Raw genomic sequence first — 16,058 nt, 5'->3', positions numbered from 1 at the left:
TCCTGAATGCCGGCCTGGTGGCCATGCCTTGTTTGTTGTCGTTGCGGGTAGCGCGCGCTTATCGTTCGCGGAACGCCATCTCTTTGGTCTTGATGATCGGCTTGAGCAGGTAGTGAAGTACCGTCTTCTGACCGGTCAGCACATCGACCGTCGCCACCATGCCGGGCAGGATGGGCACCTGCACCGCACTGCCGCCGGGCCGGTTGTCGCGTGTGCGCACGCGCACCAGGTAATAGCTTTCGGGGCGCTCACCGGGGCGCTCCGGCGTCAGCGTATCGGCGCTGATATGCTCGACGGTGCCGGGAAAGCCGCCATACACCGAGAAGTCATAGGCCGACAACTTGACCATCGCCGGCTGCCCGGGCCGCAGGAAGGCAATGTCGGCCGGCCGCACACGCGCCTCCACCAACAAGGTGTCTTCCAGCGGAACGATCTCCAGCAGGTCCATGCCAGGCTGCACCACGCCGCCCACGGTGTTGATCTTGAGCTGCTTGACGATGCCGGCCAGCGGGGCGCGTACCAGGGTACGGTCGACACGGTCCTGCAGCGCAGTGTTGGTAGCGCTCTGTGCCGCCTGCTCGGCCGTGGCCTGGTTGAGTTCGCGCATGGCCTCCGCGCGGAAATGCGTGGCCGCCTCGTCGAGCTTCTGCTGGCTCTCGCGGTAGGCCGCTTCCAGGCGCGGCATGGCGAGCCGCGTGGCATCGAGCTCGCCCTTCAGGTCATTGGTCTGCCGCTCCAGCCGCAGCACGTCGACGTCGGACACCACGCCCTGCGCCACCATCGGGCGCATCATGGAAAGCTCCTGCGCCACCAGCCGGTGGCTCTGCCGCAGCTGCTGCTCGCGCGAGCGCTTCTCGGTCAGTTCCTGCCGCCGCTGCTCGGACTGCTGGCGCAGCACGGCGAGATTGGCCTCGAACGCGCGCTTGCGCGACTCGAACAGCGAACGCTCCTCGGCGACGAAGCGGCGGCCCTCGGCATCGGCGGGTGCGCTCGCGACGAAGTCGGTGCTGCTGGCCTCGGCGCTCAGGCGGGCGATGCGCGCCACCAGCGCATCGTCCTTGGTACGGCCCTCCTGGTATGAGGCGGTGAAGCGGGTATCGTCGATGCGCATCAAGGCCTGGTCCTTCTTCACGACTTCGCCCGGGCGCACCATGATCTCGGCAATGATTCCGCCTTCGAGGTTCTGCACCACCTGTACCTGGCTCGACGGGATCACCTTGCCCTCGCCCACCGTGACTTCATCGACGCGCGCCAGCGCCGCCCAGGCCAGCGCCACCATGACAAAGACGAGGGCCGACCACAGGATCCAGTGGGTGAAATAGCGCGGCTGCGCCATCGCAGCCGCATCGCGCTCGCCCATGAAGGCGGTGTCGTCGGCACCCGGCCTCAGCGCGGCGGCGAGCCATCGCGCCATGCGTCTGGCCGGCGCGACGCGTTGCGGGTCAGGCTGAGGCGACATGGAGCTTCCTCCCCGCGAGCGCGTTCAGGACCTCGGCCTTGGGACCGTCGGCGACGATGCGGCCCTGGTCCATCACGATCAGGCGATCGACCAGGCTGAGCAGCGAGCCGCGATGCGTGACCAGGATCAGCGTGCGCCCGCCCAGCGCCGCGGCGAGGCGCGCCTTGAACTGCTCCTCTGTGCGGTTATCCATCGCGCTGCTCGGTTCGTCGAGCAACAGCAGCGGCGGCTGCAGCAACTCGGCACGTGCGATGGCAATGGCCTGGCGCTGGCCACCTGACAGCCCTTCGCCACGCTCGCCGAGCCGCAGGTCATAGCCGTCCGGCAGGCGATCGGCAAAGTCGCTGACGCCGCCCAGGCGCGCCGCGCGCAGCACCGCTTCGTCATCGGCGTACGGGGCGCCCATCACGATGTTGTCGCGGATGGTGCCGCTGAACAGCATCACGTCCTGCGGCACATAGCCGATATCGCGCCGCAGCGCCGCCGGGTCGAGCTGGCGCACCTCGGCGCCATCGACCAGCACCGTGCCGGCATCCGGCGCGTACAGGCCAAGGATCAGCTTCTCGATGGTGGTCTTGCCCGAGCCGATGCGGCCAATCAGCCCGACCCGCTCGCCGCTGGCAATGCGGAACGAGACGCCGTCCAGTGCCGCGTTGTCGCGGCCCGGATAGCGGAAGCTGACCTGGCGGAACTCGATCTCTCCGCGCAATGGCGGACGATGCAGGAAATGCTTGCCGGGCGGGCGCTCGACCGGCAGCGCCATCATCCGGTCGATGCCGGCCAGCGCGGTGCGGGCCTGGTGATAGCGCGTGGTCAGCCCGGCCACTTGCGACAGCGGCGCCAGCGCGCGGCCGGCGAGGATGGTGCAGGCGATCAGGCCGCCCATGGTCAGCCGGTCGTCGGCAATGAGGTAGACGCCGATGACCACCACCACCAGCGTGGCGGCCTGCTGGGCGAACAGCGAGACGTTGATCACGCAGGCGGAAAGCAGCCGCGCCCGCAGCCCGAGCTTTGCCATCTGTCCGACCACCTGCTCCCAGCTGCGCTGGGCGGCGCCTTCGGCGCCGGTGGTCTTGATGGTCTCGAGCCCGACCAGGGTCTCGACCAGCGCCGCCTGGCGCTGGGCCGCGCAGGCACTGCTGGCGCGTACCGCGCGCGACAGCGGGCCCTGCAGCGCCAGGCTGATGCCGATCACCAGCGGCACCGCCAGCAGTGGCACCCATGCCAGCGGGCCGCCGACCCAGAACATGGCAGCAATGAAGACCGCGGCAAACGGCAGGTCGATCAGGGTCGTGATGGTGGCCGAGGTCAGGAACTCGCGCACGGACTCGAATTCATGCAGCTGGCTGCTCAGGCTGCCCACGGACGCGGGCCGCGCCTTCATCTCGATGCCCAGCACCTTCTCGAACACGGTCGCGGAGACCGTGACGTCGATGCGCCGGCCGGCGACGTCGACGAAATAGCCCCGCAACGTCCGCATCACCAGCTCGAAGACAAGTACCAGGCCGACGCCGATGGCCAGCGCCCACAGCGTTTCCAGCGCATGGTTGGGCACCACGCGGTCATAGACGTTCATGGTGAACAGCGGCATGACCAGCGCGAACAGGCTGAGCAGCAGCGAGGCCACCATCACCTCGCCATAAAGCGGCCACGACTGGCGCATCACGCTCCAGAACCACTCTTGCGGCGGCGTCGGCCCTGGCTCGCCCGCCGTCTCGAAGCGGTGCGTGGGCCGGGCGAGGATGGCATGTCCCGTGTAGCGGGCCAGCAAGTCTTCGCTGCGGACAGCGTGCTCCCCTTCCCCCCACTCCGGCAGCGCGACCAGCAGTTGTCCGTCTTCGCCGCCGCGGCGCAGCAATATGCAGGCCTCGCCCTGGTCGAGCAGCAGGATCGCGGGCAGCACCAGCTCGGGGATCTCGTCCAGCCTGCGCCTGACCAGCCGGGCCGACATGCCGGCGCGCGCAGCCGCGCGGGGAAACAACGCCGGTGTCAGGCGATGCGATTCAAGCGGCAGGCCGGCAACCAGGGCTTCGGCCGAAGCCGGCCGGTGAAAACACCTGGCCAGCCATAGTAGGCACGCAAGCAGCGGATCGTCAGGACTGGCAGGACAGGATGCCGGATCCGGCATATCCCAGCCGGCGTCCTCGACAGGCCTTGCGGGTGCGGCGGCATGCATGGCGGGAGCCTGCCTGCTTCAGCACGGCCCGTGGCCAACGCGATGGCGCGCGATGCGGCCTGGCGCCATCATCGCTGCGCGGCTTGCGAATACGGCATGCCCTGCGCAATGCCTGCACTGATTGCACTGATTGCACTGATTGCACTGATTGCACTGATTGCACTGATTGCATCCAGCCATGGTGTCCCCCCGGTCCCATTGGTGTGGCGTTTTTCGCAAGAATAAGCGCGGGGGGATGGCGCGCCCATCGTGCAGATGGCTCAGCGGGCGCAATAAAGGGACTGCACGGCATCATCCGTTTGGCGCTTCACGCAAGAAACAGATGCCGCCGCGTACCACGACAACTGGCTTACTCGAGGTGGATCTCCCCGTCGAACCGCACATTGAGCTTCACGCCCGGCAGTTCCAGGGTCACCGAGACCGGCAAGTGCTCGGTGCCGGCGATGGTGCCGTCGGCCATCGCCTTCGATATTGCCTGTTCGATCTCGCGCTGCGAACTGACGCCGACGACCTTCAGGAACTTGCGGATGCTGAGGTTGAAGGTTTCCTCGTTCATGGCTGTCTCCTGGGCACGGGCTTGCGACCGCTATCAAGACAGCCTAGGCGATGTGGGGGCGATGCGGGGGCATTGTGCTGGCTTCCGCACCGCCCCACCCGTCAGATCACGCGCTGCTCCCGCAGCTTCGCGATCCGCTCGGCCGACAGGCCCAGCACGGCTTGCAGCACCTGCTCGGTATGCTCGCCCAGCCGGGGCGGCGGCGCGTCATACTGCACCGGCGTCGCCGACAGGCGCAGCGGGCTCTTGACCGTTGGGCAAAGGCTGCCGTCCTCGCGCACCAGGTCGACCTGCAGTTCGCGATGCCGCACCTGCGGGTCTTCCAGCACCTGGCCGTAGTCGTTGATCGGCCCGCACGGAATGCCCTGCGCTTCCAGCGCCTGCACCCAGTGCGCCGTCGGCCGCGTGCGCATATGGGCCTCCAGCATCGGCACCAGCGTTTCGCGATGGACGATGCGGCCGGGCCCGGTGGCGAAGCGCTCGTCGGCGGCCAGGTCGGGACGCTCGATGCCGCGGCAACAGGCCTGCCACTGTCCGTCGTTGCCGGCCGCCACGATCATGTAGCCGTCGGCGGTGGCGAACACATGGTAGGGCACCATGTTGGCGTGCGCGTTGCCGTAGCGCGGCATGGCCTGGCCGGTCACGCGCTGGGCGATGATCGGCGTGGCGCCGACCGCGACCACCGCATCCAGCAGCGCCATGTCGATATGCTGGCCCTCGCCGGTGCGCTCCGCGTGGCGCAGCGCGGCCAGCACGGCCACCGTGGCATACATGCCGGTGAGCATGTCGACCACGGCCACGCCGACCTTCTGCGGGCCGCCGCCGGGCAGGTCGTCGCGCTCGCCGGTGACGCTCATTAGGCCCCCCAGGCCCTGGAAGATAAAGTCATAGCCGGGCTTGTGCGCGCTCGGCCCGGTCTGGCCGTAGCCCGTGATCGAGCAGTAGACGATCGACGGATTGAGCGCCTTGAGGCTGTCGTAGTCCAGCCCGTAGCGCTTCAGGTCGCCGACCTTGTAGTTCTCCAGCACGATCTGCGACTTCGCGGCCAGCTCGCGCACGATTGCCTGCCCCTCGGGGCTGGCGATATCGAGGGTCACCGACTGCTTGCCGCGGTTCGCGCCGGCAAAGTAGGTGGCATCGCGCGACGGCTGCCCGTCCGCGCCAGGCAGCCAGGGCGGCCCCCACGAACGGGTGTCGTCACCCGCGCCGGGACGTTCGACCTTGATGACCTCGGCGCCCAGGTCGGCCAGGTTCTGCGCGCACCAGGGGCCGGCCAGGATGCGGGACAGGTCCAGCACCCGCACGCCCGCAAGGGCGCCCCGGGTGCCACGGGTTTCTGGCGTGGCGTGCGTGCCCGCCATCTCAGATCGGGTCCCAGCCGATCACGTCGGGCGAACGCTCCAGCTTGAAGAAGCTGTTGCGCATCGCGGGCATGGCGATCTCGCCCACGCTCTCCGGCGTCCAGCCTTCGCTCATATGCACCGAGCGCACCGGGCGCGGCTGGCTCATCAGCATGATCTCGTTGGCGCGCACCGCGAAGATCTGGCCGTTCACTTCGCTCGCGGCCGGGCTGGCAAGGTACACCGCCACCGGCGCGATCTTGCCCGCTTCCATCTTCTGCAGCTTGGCCACGCGTGCCTTCTCTTCCGGGGTCTCGGCCGGGATCGAACTGGTCATGCGGCTCCACGCGAACGGCGCGATGCAGTTCGAGCGCACGTTGAAGCGCTGCATGTCCAGCGCGATCGACTTGGACAGCGCGGCGATGCCCAGCTTGGCGGCCGAGTAATTGGCCTGGCCCAGGTTGCCGATCAGGCCCGAGGTCGAGGTCATGTGCACATAGGCGCCGCTCTCCTGGTCCTTGAAGTAGTTGGCCGCGGCGCGGCTGACGAAGAAGGTGCCGTGCAGGTGCACGTCGATCACCGAGCGCCATTCTTCCTCGTTCATCTTGAAGAACATGCGATCGCGCAGGTTGCCGGCGTTGTTGACCACGGCGTCGATGCGGCCAAAGTTGTCCAGCGCGCATTGCACGATGGCATTGGCGCCGTTCCAGGTCGACACGCTGTCCGTGTTGGCCACGGCCTCGCCACCTGCTGCACGGATTTCATCGACCACGCGCTGCGCGGGGCCGGCGTCGCCGCCTTCACCGGTCATCGACACGCCCAGGTCGTTGACCACGACCCTGGCGCCGGCGGCGGCCATTGCGAGCGCGATGCCGCGCCCGATCCCACCACCTGCGCCCGTTACCAGCGCGACCTTGCCTGCCATCAAACCGCTCATTGCTTGCTCCTCTGAATACTTTTTGTGCGGTCACCGACCGCAAACCCGGCAAACACCCCTTCGCCGCGCGCACATGGCGTGCCAATGCGGTCAGTCCGGATGTCAATGCCCCGCCGGATACGATAAATTGGCGGCCGCGACATTGGAATTCACGAATCACAAAAGTGGCCTTTGGCCCTACGGAAGCCCATGCATTACGACCTGACAGACCTCCGCCTCTTTCTGAACGTCGGCGAGACGGAGAACCTGACCCGTGCGGCCGAGCGCAGCTTCTTGTCCCTGCCCGCGGCCAGCACCCGGATCAAGCAGCTGGAAGAGGCGTTCCAGACACAATTGCTGATCCGCCAGGTCAAGGGCGTGCGCCTGACGCCGGCCGGGGATGCGCTGCTGCGCCACGCGCGTGAGGTCTTCCGCGAGCTGGAGTGCCTGCATGCCGACCTGCGTCCGTACGCCAAGGGCGTCAAGGGCCGGGTGCGGTTGCTGGCCAACACCACCGCCACCAACTCCTTCCTGGCCGCCGGCGTGTCGCGCTTCCTGACGGAAAACCCGGATGTCGATATCGAGCTGGAGGAGCACCTGTCGCAGGAAATCGTCTCGGCGATCAGCGCGGGCGCGGCCGACCTGGGCATCGTCGCGGGTGAAGTCGCCACCCAGGACCTGGACGTGATGCACCTGTGCAGCGACGAGCTGATCGTGATCGCGCCGGTCAACCATCCGCTGCCGACCTTCAAGCGGCTGCATTTTGCCGACCTGCTCGATACCTGCCGCTTCGTCGGCCTGAACCAGTTCAGCGCGATCCAGTCGTTCCTGGACCGCATCGCCAGCGGCATGGGCAAGCGCATCAGCCTGCGCATCCAGGTGGGCAGCTTCGACGCGGTGTGCCGCATGGTGGAGGCCGGCGCGGGCATCGCCATCGTGCCCAACAGCTGCGCGCGCCGCTACGCCAGCCGCAAGGTGCTGCGCTTTATCCAGCTGGAAGACGAATGGGCCAAGCGCGAGCTGCGCCTGTGCCGCCGCCCGGGGCGCGAGTTGCCCCAGTTTGCCGAGACCCTGATCCAGTATCTGGTGGACGCGGCTCGCGCGCCGGTATAAGGCCCGCCTGCGCCGCCCTCCTTCAGCGACTCAGCCTATCAGCGCGTCAGCCTGCGGCCAGGCCTGCGGAATGCGCCACCAGCCCTGCAAGCGGGCGCAGCGACACCACCATCACCGCCAGCAGCAGGCCCATGGCGAACACGCCCGGCCAGCTGGTGCGCCCGTAGCGCGCCAGCGAATAATTGACCAGCTCCGGCGACCAGTGGTATTCGCGCAGGCGCCGGATGGTGGCCTCGGCATGCCAGCGGTACAGTTCGTTGCCATACATGCCCAGCAGCAGCGACAGCGCATACAGCATGGGCCGGGACAGTGCCAGCGGCATGTCCAGCCGGAACAGCGCGTGCAGCACCGGCTCGGCACAGACGATCAGCGCATACACGCCCACCTGCCAGTACATGCGCCGGTAGGCCATCCAGAACGGCCCCAGCAAACACGCCGCCCAGTTCCACGACACGCCGCCGCGAGCCCCGGCCAGGGCCCAGCTCGCCTTGTAGTACGGGTAGCGTGCTCCCACGAAAACGGCCAGCGCCGCGTCGTCACGGATTGATGCTTTCATGCCAACTTCCCCCTGCCTGCGGCGCGCCCGTCCATCGCGGCGCTGCCTGTGCCAAAGCATAGGCCGGGCGGCGCGCCGGCTGCGTGCGCTGGCGCGCATTAGGGAGGAGATTGGCGAAGGATGGGGCGAGGGCCTGGGGGCCGCGGGACTGCCGGTGCACTCGAGCGCCGGGCCGGTCAGCGCGCCGGCCCTATTTCCAGCGCCACAGGATCTGCAGGATGATCAGCGTGAAGACGGTCGCGATCACGGCGGTGGTTTCGCGCCCCAGGCCGGCGGCGACGCCGATGGCGGCGACCATCCAGATGCTGGCGGCCGTGGTCAGGCCCTTGATATGGGCCTCGTCGCTCTGCTTCAGGATCGCGCCGGCGCCCAGGAAGCCGATGCCCGCGATCAGGCCCTGCAGCACGCGGCTCATGTCTGCCAGCGGCACCCCGGCCTGCAGCGGCACCAGCACGAACAGAGCGGAACCCAGCGCCACCAGCATATGGGTGCGCAGCCCGGCGGCCTTGCCGGCGGCCTCGCGCTCATAGCCGATCAGGCCGCCCAGCATCACCGCCATGCACAGGCGCACCAGGATGCGGGTCGCCTCGCCGGCGTCGGGCACGTCGGCAAATTCGGCGCGCAGCGCGCTGTAGACTTCGGACCAGAATCCCTCCATCGCTACGCCTCCGGCGTGCTGTAGCACAGACCTGAGCGTAGCACGGGACATGTGGCCGCGGCACCGCGGGGGCGCCGGCGCCACATCGCCGCAAGCGCCCCGCCCTGCGCGTGCGGCGGCGTCCTACATGGCAAGCGGAAGCTCCCCGACAGTCCTGCTACGCCCCGGTTCCTATATTGGAATCACTGACTTCGACAGGAGCCACACCATGCCCTACATCCTCGCCTGGCTACTTGGTGTCCCAGCCTTCGTACTGATTCTGATTTGGCTGTTCGTACACTGATTCACGGGGCCAGGCTGCGGCCCGACGGCCCCCCACCGCGCGGCGCCCCGCAGGACGCACCGCACCGCGACGCCCGGCCCTCCCGGGCGTCGCGCTTCCTGCACCCCGCTTCCGGCCCCCCTAAGCCGCTCTTTCGCAAATCCGAATTTCGGCGCGCTGGGGGCTCGGGAATAATGGCCCCCATTCAAATCGAACCGGGCCATCCCATGCTTGCACAACAGGATCCAGACCAGCTCTACCCCGAAATCCGCGAAGCGGTCCGCGACCTCTGCGCCGGCTTCGACTCGGCCTACTGGCAGCGCGTGGAAGAGCAGAACGCCTTCCCGGAGAAGTTCGTCCAGGCCCTGACCCAGGCCGGCTGGCTGTCCGCGCTGATCCCGGAATCCTATGGCGGCTCGGGCCTGTCGCTGACCGCTGCCTCGGTCATCATGGAGGAAATCAACCGCAGCGGCGGCAATTCCGGCGCCTGCCACGGCCAGATGTACGTGATGGGCTGCCTGCTGCGCCACGGCTCCGACGAGCAGAAGCAGCGCTGGCTGCCGGGCATTGCCTCGGGCGAGCTGCGCATGCAGTCGATGGCCGTGACCGAGCCCACCACCGGCACCGACACCACCAAGCTCAAGACCACCGCGGTGCGCCAGGGCGACAAGTACATCGTCAATGGCCAGAAGGTATGGATTTCGCGCGTGCAGCACTCGGACCTGATGCTGCTGCTGGCGCGCACCACGCCGCTGGACCAGGTCAAGCGCAAGTCCGAAGGACTGTCAGTGTTCGTGGTCGACCTGCGCGATGCCATCGGCAAGGGCCTGACGGTCAAGCCGATCCGCAACATGGTCAACCACGAGACCAACGAGCTGTTCTTCGACAACCTCGAGATCCCGGCCGAGAACCTGATCGGCGAGGAAGGCAAGGGCCTGAAGTACATCCTCGACGGCCTCAACGCCGAGCGCATCCTGATCGCCGCCGAGTGCATCGGCGACGGCTACTGGTTCGTCGAGCGCGCCAGCAACTATGCGCGCGACCGCATCGTGTTCGACCGCCCGATCGGCCAGAACCAGGGCGTGCAGTTCCCGATCGCGCGCTCGTACGTCAATGTGGAAGCCGCCAGCCTGATGCGCTACAAGGCCGCGCAGCTGTTCGACGCGGGCAAGCCCTGCGGCAAGGAAGCCAATATCTCCAAGCTGCTGGCCGCCGACGCCTCGTGGGAAGCGGCCAACGTGTGCCTGCAGACCCACGGCGGCTTCGGCTTTGCCGCCGAGTACGACATCGAGCGCAAGTTCCGCGAAACCCGCCTGTACCAGGTGGCACCGATCTCGACCAACCTGATCCTGTCCTTCGTGGCCGAGCACGTGCTCGAACTGCCGCGTTCGTTCTGACGGCCACGCATGTCTGTCAATTCGCCCAAGAGCATCGGGCCGCTCGACGGCATCCGCGTGGTCTCGCTCGAGCACGCGGTGGCGCATACCGGCGCCCGGGCAACCGGGCGCTTTTCCCTTTCCGCAAGTACACATCCATCTCCGGAGCCGGCATGAGCCAACCCGCAGACACCACCTACCCCACCCGCCAGCTGTGCGACTTCCTCGCCGACCTCAAGCTGGATGACGTGCCCGCGCCCGTGATCGAGCGCACCAAGGATCTGTTCCTCGACTGGATCGCCTCGGCCATCGCCGGGAAGGATGCGCCGGCGGTACGCAAACTGCAGGAATTCGCCGCGGCCATGGGCCCGGCCCAGGGCGAGGCTGAAGTGCTGGTCGACCGCCGCCGCACCTCGCCCTACTTCGCCGCGTTGATCAACGGCGCCTCCTCGCATGTGGTCGAGCAGGATGACGTGCATAACGGCTCGGTGCTGCATCCAGCCGCGGTGGTGTTCCCCGCCGTGGTGGCCGCGGCGCAGGCCGAAGGCAAGACCGGTGCCGAAGTGCTGCTGGCCTCGATCGCCGGCTACGAGGCAGGCATCCGCATCGGCGAGTTCATGGGCCGCTCGCACTACCGCGTGTTCCACACCACCGGCACCGTCGGCACGCTGGCCGCCGCCGCCGCCGTCGCCAAGCTCTACGGCCTGGACGCCGAAGGCATCAACCAGGCGCTGGGCTCGGCCGGCACGCAGGCCGCGGGCCTTTGGGAATTCCTGCGCGACGCCGCCGACTCCAAGCAGCTGCACACCGCCAAGGCCGCCGCAGATGGCCTGCAATCGGCCTGGCTGGCGCGCGCGGGCTTCACCGGCGCGAAGCAGATCCTGGAAGGCGCGCAGGGCATGGCTGCCGGCATGTCGAGTGATGCCAACCCTGTCTGCCTGACCGACAGGCTGGGCACGCGCTGGGCCACCGCCGAGACCTCGTTCAAGTTCTTCGCCTCGTGCCGCCATACGCACCCCGCGGCCGATGCGCTCAAGGCGCTGATGCAGCGCGAGGGCCTCGGCGCCGACCAGGTCGCCAGCGTCACCACGCACGTGCACCAGGGCGCCATCGACGTGCTCGGGCCCGTGGTCAACCCGACCACCATCCACCAGGCCAAGTTTTCGATGGGTACGGTGCTGGGGCTGGTGGCCGTACACGGCCATGCCGGCCTGGGCGAGTTCGAGCAGCATGCGCTGCAGGACTCCAGGGTGAGCGCCTTCCGCGGCAAGGTCGAGATGGAACTCGACGACGAGATCAACGCCGCCTACCCGCGCCAGTGGATCGGCCGCGTGACCGTGAAGACCACCGACGGCCGCACGCTGGCCGCGCGCGTCGACGTGCCCAAGGGCGATCCCGACAACACGCTGTCGCGTCCGGAACTGGAAGCCAAGGCGCTGCAGCTCGGCGCCTTCCGCCACGGCGCCAGCGAGGCGGAAATGCGCGAGATCATCCGCCGCGTGTGGGCGCTGGAGCAGGCGCCCAACGTCAATGACTGGCTGCCCGCCGCACGCTGAGGACCAACCGATGTCCACCGCAGTCACTTACCTGTGTTTGCCATCCGACAACCATCACGTTCTGCAAGGCTCGATGCCATGACCGACGCCAACTCCGAACTCGAACGCCTGCGCGGCTGGATCGGCCGCAGTGAATCGCGCACCGAAACGCTGTCGCCGGAACCGGTCATCGGGCTCGCGGCCACCTTCGACCTCGACCCCGAGGCCGTCGCCGCCGGCCCGCTGCCGCCGCTGTGGCACTGGCTCTATTTCCTGCCACGCGCGCCGCAGCGTGAACTGGGGCGCGACGGCCATCCCTCGCTCGGCGGATTCTTCCCGCCGGTGCCGCTGCCGCGCCGCATGTGGGCCGGCAGCGAGCTGAGCTTCAGCCATCCGCTGCATATCGGCGATACCGTCACGCGCACCTCGACGATCAAGGACGTGCAGTACAAGACTGGCCGCACCGGTGAACTCTGGTTTGTCGCCGTCGACCATGAACTGACCGTTAACGGCAAGACCGCGGTCAATGAGCGTCACGACATCGTCTACCGCGCCATGCCGGACCCGTCCAAGCCGCAGCCTCCGCGCCCGCGGCTGGAGCATGAGCCAACGTGGCAGCGTACGCTGCGCGCCGATCCCGCAATGCTGTTCCGCTATTCGGCACTGACGTTCAACGGCCACCGCATCCACTACGACCGCGAATACACGCGCAACGTGGAGGGCTACCCGGGCCTGGTCGTGCATGGCCCGATGCAGGCGATGCTGATGCTGGACCTGGTGGCGCGCGAACTGCCGCAGACACGCGTGCGGCGGTTTGGTTTCCGGGGGCTGGCGCCGCTGTTTGATCAGGACACTGTTACCGTCGGCGGCACCGTGGATCCCGCGCAGCCGGGTCGGCTGCTCCTGTGGACCGGCGACGATGCGGGCGGCCAGGCGATGCAGGGCTGGGCTGAGGTCGAGGGCTGACGCGGAGATTGAAAGCTGCCGGTTTTCTCCCCTCTCCCGCTTGCGGGAGAGGGGCCGGGGGAGAGGGCAGGCGTGTGGCAAGCATCGCGGCGCCTCACTTCGTGGAGACACCGGCCCTCTCCCCCGCCCCTCTCCCATAAATGGGAGAGGGGAGCACCCAAGCGGTTATCCAGATCCATAGGCATTTGCTGCCGCCCCCACAGCGCGAAACGAGCGGTGCCCTTGCGGCTGCATCAACAACAAGGCCGGCATCGTAGCCGGCCTTGTTGCATGGGTACCTGACAGCCCTCAATCCGCCTGGATCTTCGCCGTCTTCACCACCCCACCCCACAACGCCAGCTCCCGCTGGATGCGATCACCGAGCTGCTTGGGCGTACTGACATTGACGTCATAGCCGCCCGCAGCCATCCGCTGCCGATAGGCAGGATCGTCGCCGATCGCCTTCTGCGCCTTCACCAGCTTGTCCACCACATCCGCCGGCAGCTTCTGCGGCCCGATCAGCGCATACCAGCCGGTCAGGTCATAGTTCTTCTGCCCCGACTCGATCATGGTCGGCACATTCGGCAGCGCCGGATTGCGCGTCTTCGACGTTACCGCCAGCGCGCGCACCTTGCCACCGTTGATATGCCCGATCGCGGTACCGGTGATATCGAACATGAACGTCACCTTGCCGCTCATCACATCGGCCATGGCCGGCGAATTGCCCTTGTACGGCACGTGCAGCATCTTCACGCTGTTCATCTGCGCCAGCAGTTCCGCCGACAGGTGGTTGGACGCGCCAACGCCGGCCGACCCGAACGAGACATCGTCCGGATGCTTGCGCGCATAGTCGACCAGCTCGCCCACGTTCTTCGCCGGGAAATCCTTGTTCACCAGCAGTACGTTGGTGTAGTCGGTAATCAGCCCGATATAGGTGAAGTCCTTGGTCGGATTGAAGTTGACCGAGCGCTGGATCAGCGGCGTCATGGTCATGGTCGGGCTGGCGACAAAGTACAGCGTGTAGCCGTCCGGCGCCGCCTTGGCGGTCAGGTCGGCGGCGATCGCGCCGCTGGCGCCGGCGCGGTTGTCCACGACCACCGGCTGCTTGAGCATGCGGCCGAGTTGTTCGGCGTAGATGCGCGCGGCCGTGTCGACCGGACCGCCCGGCGCGTAGCCCACCAGCAGCTTGACCGGCCGTGACGGGTAGGCATCGTCCGCCCACGCCGCACCCTGCAGCAGCAGCGTGGTGGTCAGTGCCGCCAACGTCGTCCATGTTTTCATTGTCGTCTCCTCCAGGTATGGCTGAATTGCCCGGACCGGGATACGGCACCGGGCCGGTAAAGAAAGGCTCCCCGCGGTCTAGTCCAGCAGCGCGCGCAGCGGCTGCTTGAGCAGCTTGCCACTGGCCGTGGTCGGAATGACGTCGATGGTGCGGATTTCCGCCGGGCGCTTGTACGGCGCCAGGCTGTCGCGCAGGTAAGCGTCGAGCGCCTTGCGGTCCGGCTCGCTGCCGTCCTGCATCTCGATAAACGCGACGACCTCCTCGTTGCCATCGCCGGTGCTGCGCCCAACCACAGCAGACTGGCGCACGCCCGGGAAGGCATTGATCACCGACTCGACCTCGATCGGATAAACATTGAAGCCCGAGCGGATGATCAGGTCCTTGGAGCGGCCCGAGATAAACAGCGCGCCGTCGGCATCCAGGTAGCCCAGGTCGCCGGTATTGAGCCAGCCGCCGGGCAGCAGCGCCTCGGCAGTCTGTTCGGGATTGCGGTAGTAGCCGAGCATCACGCCCGGGCCCCGCACGCGGATCTGGCCGCGCTCGCCGGCCGGGAGCAGCTTGCCTTCGGCATCGGTGATCTCGATTTCCACCCCTTCGACAATATAGCCCGCCGAGCAGTCGGCGCGCGGTGCGTCCATGCGCGTGATGAAGAGCGAGCCGGCGTATTCGGTAATGCCGTAGCCGTGGTGCAGCGGCTGGCCAAACAGCGTCTCGACCTCGCGCTTGAGCGTGGGATCGAGCGGCGCGCCGCCGGTGTACAGGTAGCGCAGGCGCGGATAGCCGGCGGCCTTCGCACCCAGCGTCGGTGCCACCGCCATGATGCGCGTGAACATGGTCGGTACGCCCTGCAGGATGGTGACGCCGGGCGAAGCCAGCGCCTCGAACACCTCATTGGCGTCGAAGCGCGGGCGCAGGAACAGGCTGGCGCCCGCATACAGCGTGGCCATCAGCACCGTGGCGATGCCGAAGATATGCGACATCGGCAGCGCGCCATAGGCCACGTCGGCCGGCCCCATGTCGCGCGAGGTGGCGGAGATGCGGGCAAAGTGCGTCAGGCCTGCGTGCGGCACCATCACGCCCTTGGGCGCGCCGGTGGTGCCGGAAGTATAGATCAGCGTGGCGACGGTGCGCGCCTGTTCGGCCGGCACGCGTTCAGGCGCCGTGGCGGCGCGCACCACGCGCATGCCGTCGGCGAACACTGCACAGCCGCTGGCCTGGGCGCCGAGCCGCTCGCCATGGGCGGCGGCCACATCGGACACATGGCCGGTGAACAGCACCAGCGCCGGCTGCGCATGGTCGCGGATATTGTCGATCTCGCGCGCGGACAGGCGCGCGTTGACCTGGATCGGCCACGCATGCAGCAGGCTGCTGGCGAACAGCGTGACCACCATCTCGTTGCAGTTCTCGCCGATCACCATCACGCGGTCGCCCTCGCCCACGCCCTGTCCCGCCATCCAGTCACGGGCGGCTTCGATGCGCCGCCACAGCTCACCATAGGCAATCACGGCGCCGTTCTCGTACAGGCACGGGGCGTCGGGCGTCTGCGCGGCCCAGTGGCGGGGAATGTCGTGGATAAATTGAGGGCGGAAGGAAGGCATGGGCTGAGTCGTGAGGCAAGCTGAGATTCGATGCAGGCCGCTTGCGGATGCGCCGGAATGCACACCGGCACACTTGAGCAGTGCTGCGTCAGTTTGCGCCAAGCCCGGCGGCGAAGCCATTTGGAATTCGCTAAGGCGGTCTTCGGCGCCGCTGCCACCCAACGCAGGTGGTTCCGCCGGCATGAAGGACGCCTTTACCATTGATGAAGCAACGAATCGCGCCCGAGCCCTACAATCGGCCGGCACAGTGAGGGCTGCTGCACGCCGCACAAGACCTGCGCCCGCG

At 67.7% G+C, this 16,058-nt stretch carries 14 protein-coding genes; 5 read left to right on the top strand and 9 right to left on the bottom strand.

Annotated elements, in window-relative coordinates; genetic code table 11:
* Window positions 1-58: 58 nt before the first annotated feature.
* Together K307_RS09600 and K307_RS09595 are read right to left on the bottom strand one after the other, a co-directional pair.
* Window positions 59-1,459, bottom strand: a complete 1,401-nt coding sequence (locus K307_RS09600; RefSeq protein WP_042877778.1) for an HlyD family type I secretion periplasmic adaptor subunit — start codon at window positions 1,457-1,459, stop codon at window positions 59-61.
* Window positions 1,443-3,635: a type I secretion system permease/ATPase gene (locus K307_RS09595; RefSeq protein ID WP_042877777.1), complete on the bottom strand. Its 2,193-nt coding sequence runs from the start codon at window positions 3,633-3,635 to the stop codon at window positions 1,443-1,445. Before K307_RS09595 ends, K307_RS09600 begins: the two co-directional genes overlap by 17 nt.
* A gap of 30 nt (window positions 3,636-3,665) precedes the next feature.
* Here K307_RS09595 and K307_RS09590 point away from each other — a divergent pair, with 30 nt between their 5' ends.
* Complete coding sequence (locus K307_RS09590) at window positions 3,666-3,860, top strand: hypothetical protein (protein ID WP_042877775.1); 195 nt, start codon at window positions 3,666-3,668, stop codon at window positions 3,858-3,860.
* A gap of 124 nt (window positions 3,861-3,984) precedes the next feature.
* Here K307_RS09590 and K307_RS09585 read toward each other — a convergent pair whose 3' ends face one another.
* The 3 genes from K307_RS09585 to K307_RS09575 all read right to left on the bottom strand — a co-directional run bounded on the left by K307_RS09585 (window position 3,985) and on the right by K307_RS09575 (window position 6,468).
* The gene (locus K307_RS09585; RefSeq protein ID WP_042877773.1) at window positions 3,985-4,191 is read right to left on the bottom strand and encodes a DUF6494 family protein; all 207 of its coding nucleotides are present in this window, start codon (window positions 4,189-4,191) and stop codon (window positions 3,985-3,987) included.
* Between the two features lie 101 nt (window positions 4,192-4,292).
* On the bottom strand, window positions 4,293-5,552 hold the full coding sequence (locus K307_RS09580) for a CaiB/BaiF CoA transferase family protein (RefSeq protein WP_051974792.1): 1,260 nt from the start codon (window positions 5,550-5,552) through the stop codon (window positions 4,293-4,295).
* Window position 5,553: 1 nt separating this feature from the next.
* Entirely contained in the window at window positions 5,554-6,468 is a 915-nt protein-coding gene (locus K307_RS09575; RefSeq protein WP_042877772.1) for an SDR family NAD(P)-dependent oxidoreductase, read from the bottom strand.
* A 189-nt stretch (window positions 6,469-6,657) separates the two neighbouring features.
* Between K307_RS09575 and K307_RS09570 the strand changes: the two genes are divergently transcribed.
* Window positions 6,658-7,560 (top strand): LysR substrate-binding domain-containing protein, encoded by a 903-nt coding sequence (locus tag K307_RS09570; RefSeq protein WP_042877770.1) that lies wholly within the window; start codon window positions 6,658-6,660, stop codon window positions 7,558-7,560.
* Between the two features lie 46 nt (window positions 7,561-7,606).
* On the opposite strand, the gene K307_RS09565 is transcribed toward K307_RS09570, so the two are convergent.
* Both K307_RS09565 and K307_RS09560 read right to left on the bottom strand, forming a co-directional pair.
* On the bottom strand, window positions 7,607-8,116 hold the full coding sequence (locus K307_RS09565) for a DUF2628 domain-containing protein (RefSeq protein ID WP_042877768.1): 510 nt from the start codon (window positions 8,114-8,116) through the stop codon (window positions 7,607-7,609).
* Between the two features lie 190 nt (window positions 8,117-8,306).
* A complete protein-coding gene (locus K307_RS09560) occupies window positions 8,307-8,774 on the bottom strand; it encodes an MgtC/SapB family protein (protein ID WP_042877766.1) in 468 nt (155 codons plus the stop codon).
* 489 nt (window positions 8,775-9,263) lie between these two features.
* On the opposite strand from K307_RS09560, the gene K307_RS09555 reads away from it, so the two are divergent.
* The 3 genes from K307_RS09555 (at window position 9,264) to K307_RS09545 (ending at window position 12,913) form a co-directional block, all read left to right on the top strand.
* Window positions 9,264-10,433 (top strand): acyl-CoA dehydrogenase family protein, encoded by a 1,170-nt coding sequence (locus K307_RS09555; RefSeq protein ID WP_042881718.1) that lies wholly within the window; start codon window positions 9,264-9,266, stop codon window positions 10,431-10,433.
* 152 nt (window positions 10,434-10,585) lie between these two features.
* Window positions 10,586-11,968, top strand: a complete 1,383-nt coding sequence (locus tag K307_RS09550; protein WP_042877764.1) for an MmgE/PrpD family protein — start codon at window positions 10,586-10,588, stop codon at window positions 11,966-11,968.
* 78 nt (window positions 11,969-12,046) lie between these two features.
* Window positions 12,047-12,913: an FAS1-like dehydratase domain-containing protein gene (locus tag K307_RS09545; protein WP_042877762.1), complete on the top strand. Its 867-nt coding sequence runs from the start codon at window positions 12,047-12,049 to the stop codon at window positions 12,911-12,913.
* A 288-nt stretch (window positions 12,914-13,201) separates the two neighbouring features.
* On the opposite strand, the gene K307_RS09540 is transcribed toward K307_RS09545, so the two are convergent.
* Together K307_RS09540 and K307_RS09535 are read right to left on the bottom strand one after the other, a co-directional pair.
* Window positions 13,202-14,173 (bottom strand): Bug family tripartite tricarboxylate transporter substrate binding protein, encoded by a 972-nt coding sequence (locus K307_RS09540; protein ID WP_042877759.1) that lies wholly within the window; start codon window positions 14,171-14,173, stop codon window positions 13,202-13,204.
* Window positions 14,174-14,251: 78 nt separating this feature from the next.
* The gene (locus K307_RS09535) at window positions 14,252-15,772 is read right to left on the bottom strand and encodes a class I adenylate-forming enzyme family protein (protein WP_042877758.1); all 1,521 of its coding nucleotides are present in this window, start codon (window positions 15,770-15,772) and stop codon (window positions 14,252-14,254) included.
* Window positions 15,773-16,058 lie beyond the last annotated feature (286 nt).

Source organism: Cupriavidus necator A5-1, assembly GCF_000744095.1.
In the GTDB taxonomy this organism is placed as follows: Bacteria; Pseudomonadota; Gammaproteobacteria; order Burkholderiales; family Burkholderiaceae; genus Cupriavidus; species Cupriavidus necator_A.
This window is presented reverse-complemented; position numbering and strand designations above follow the sequence as displayed.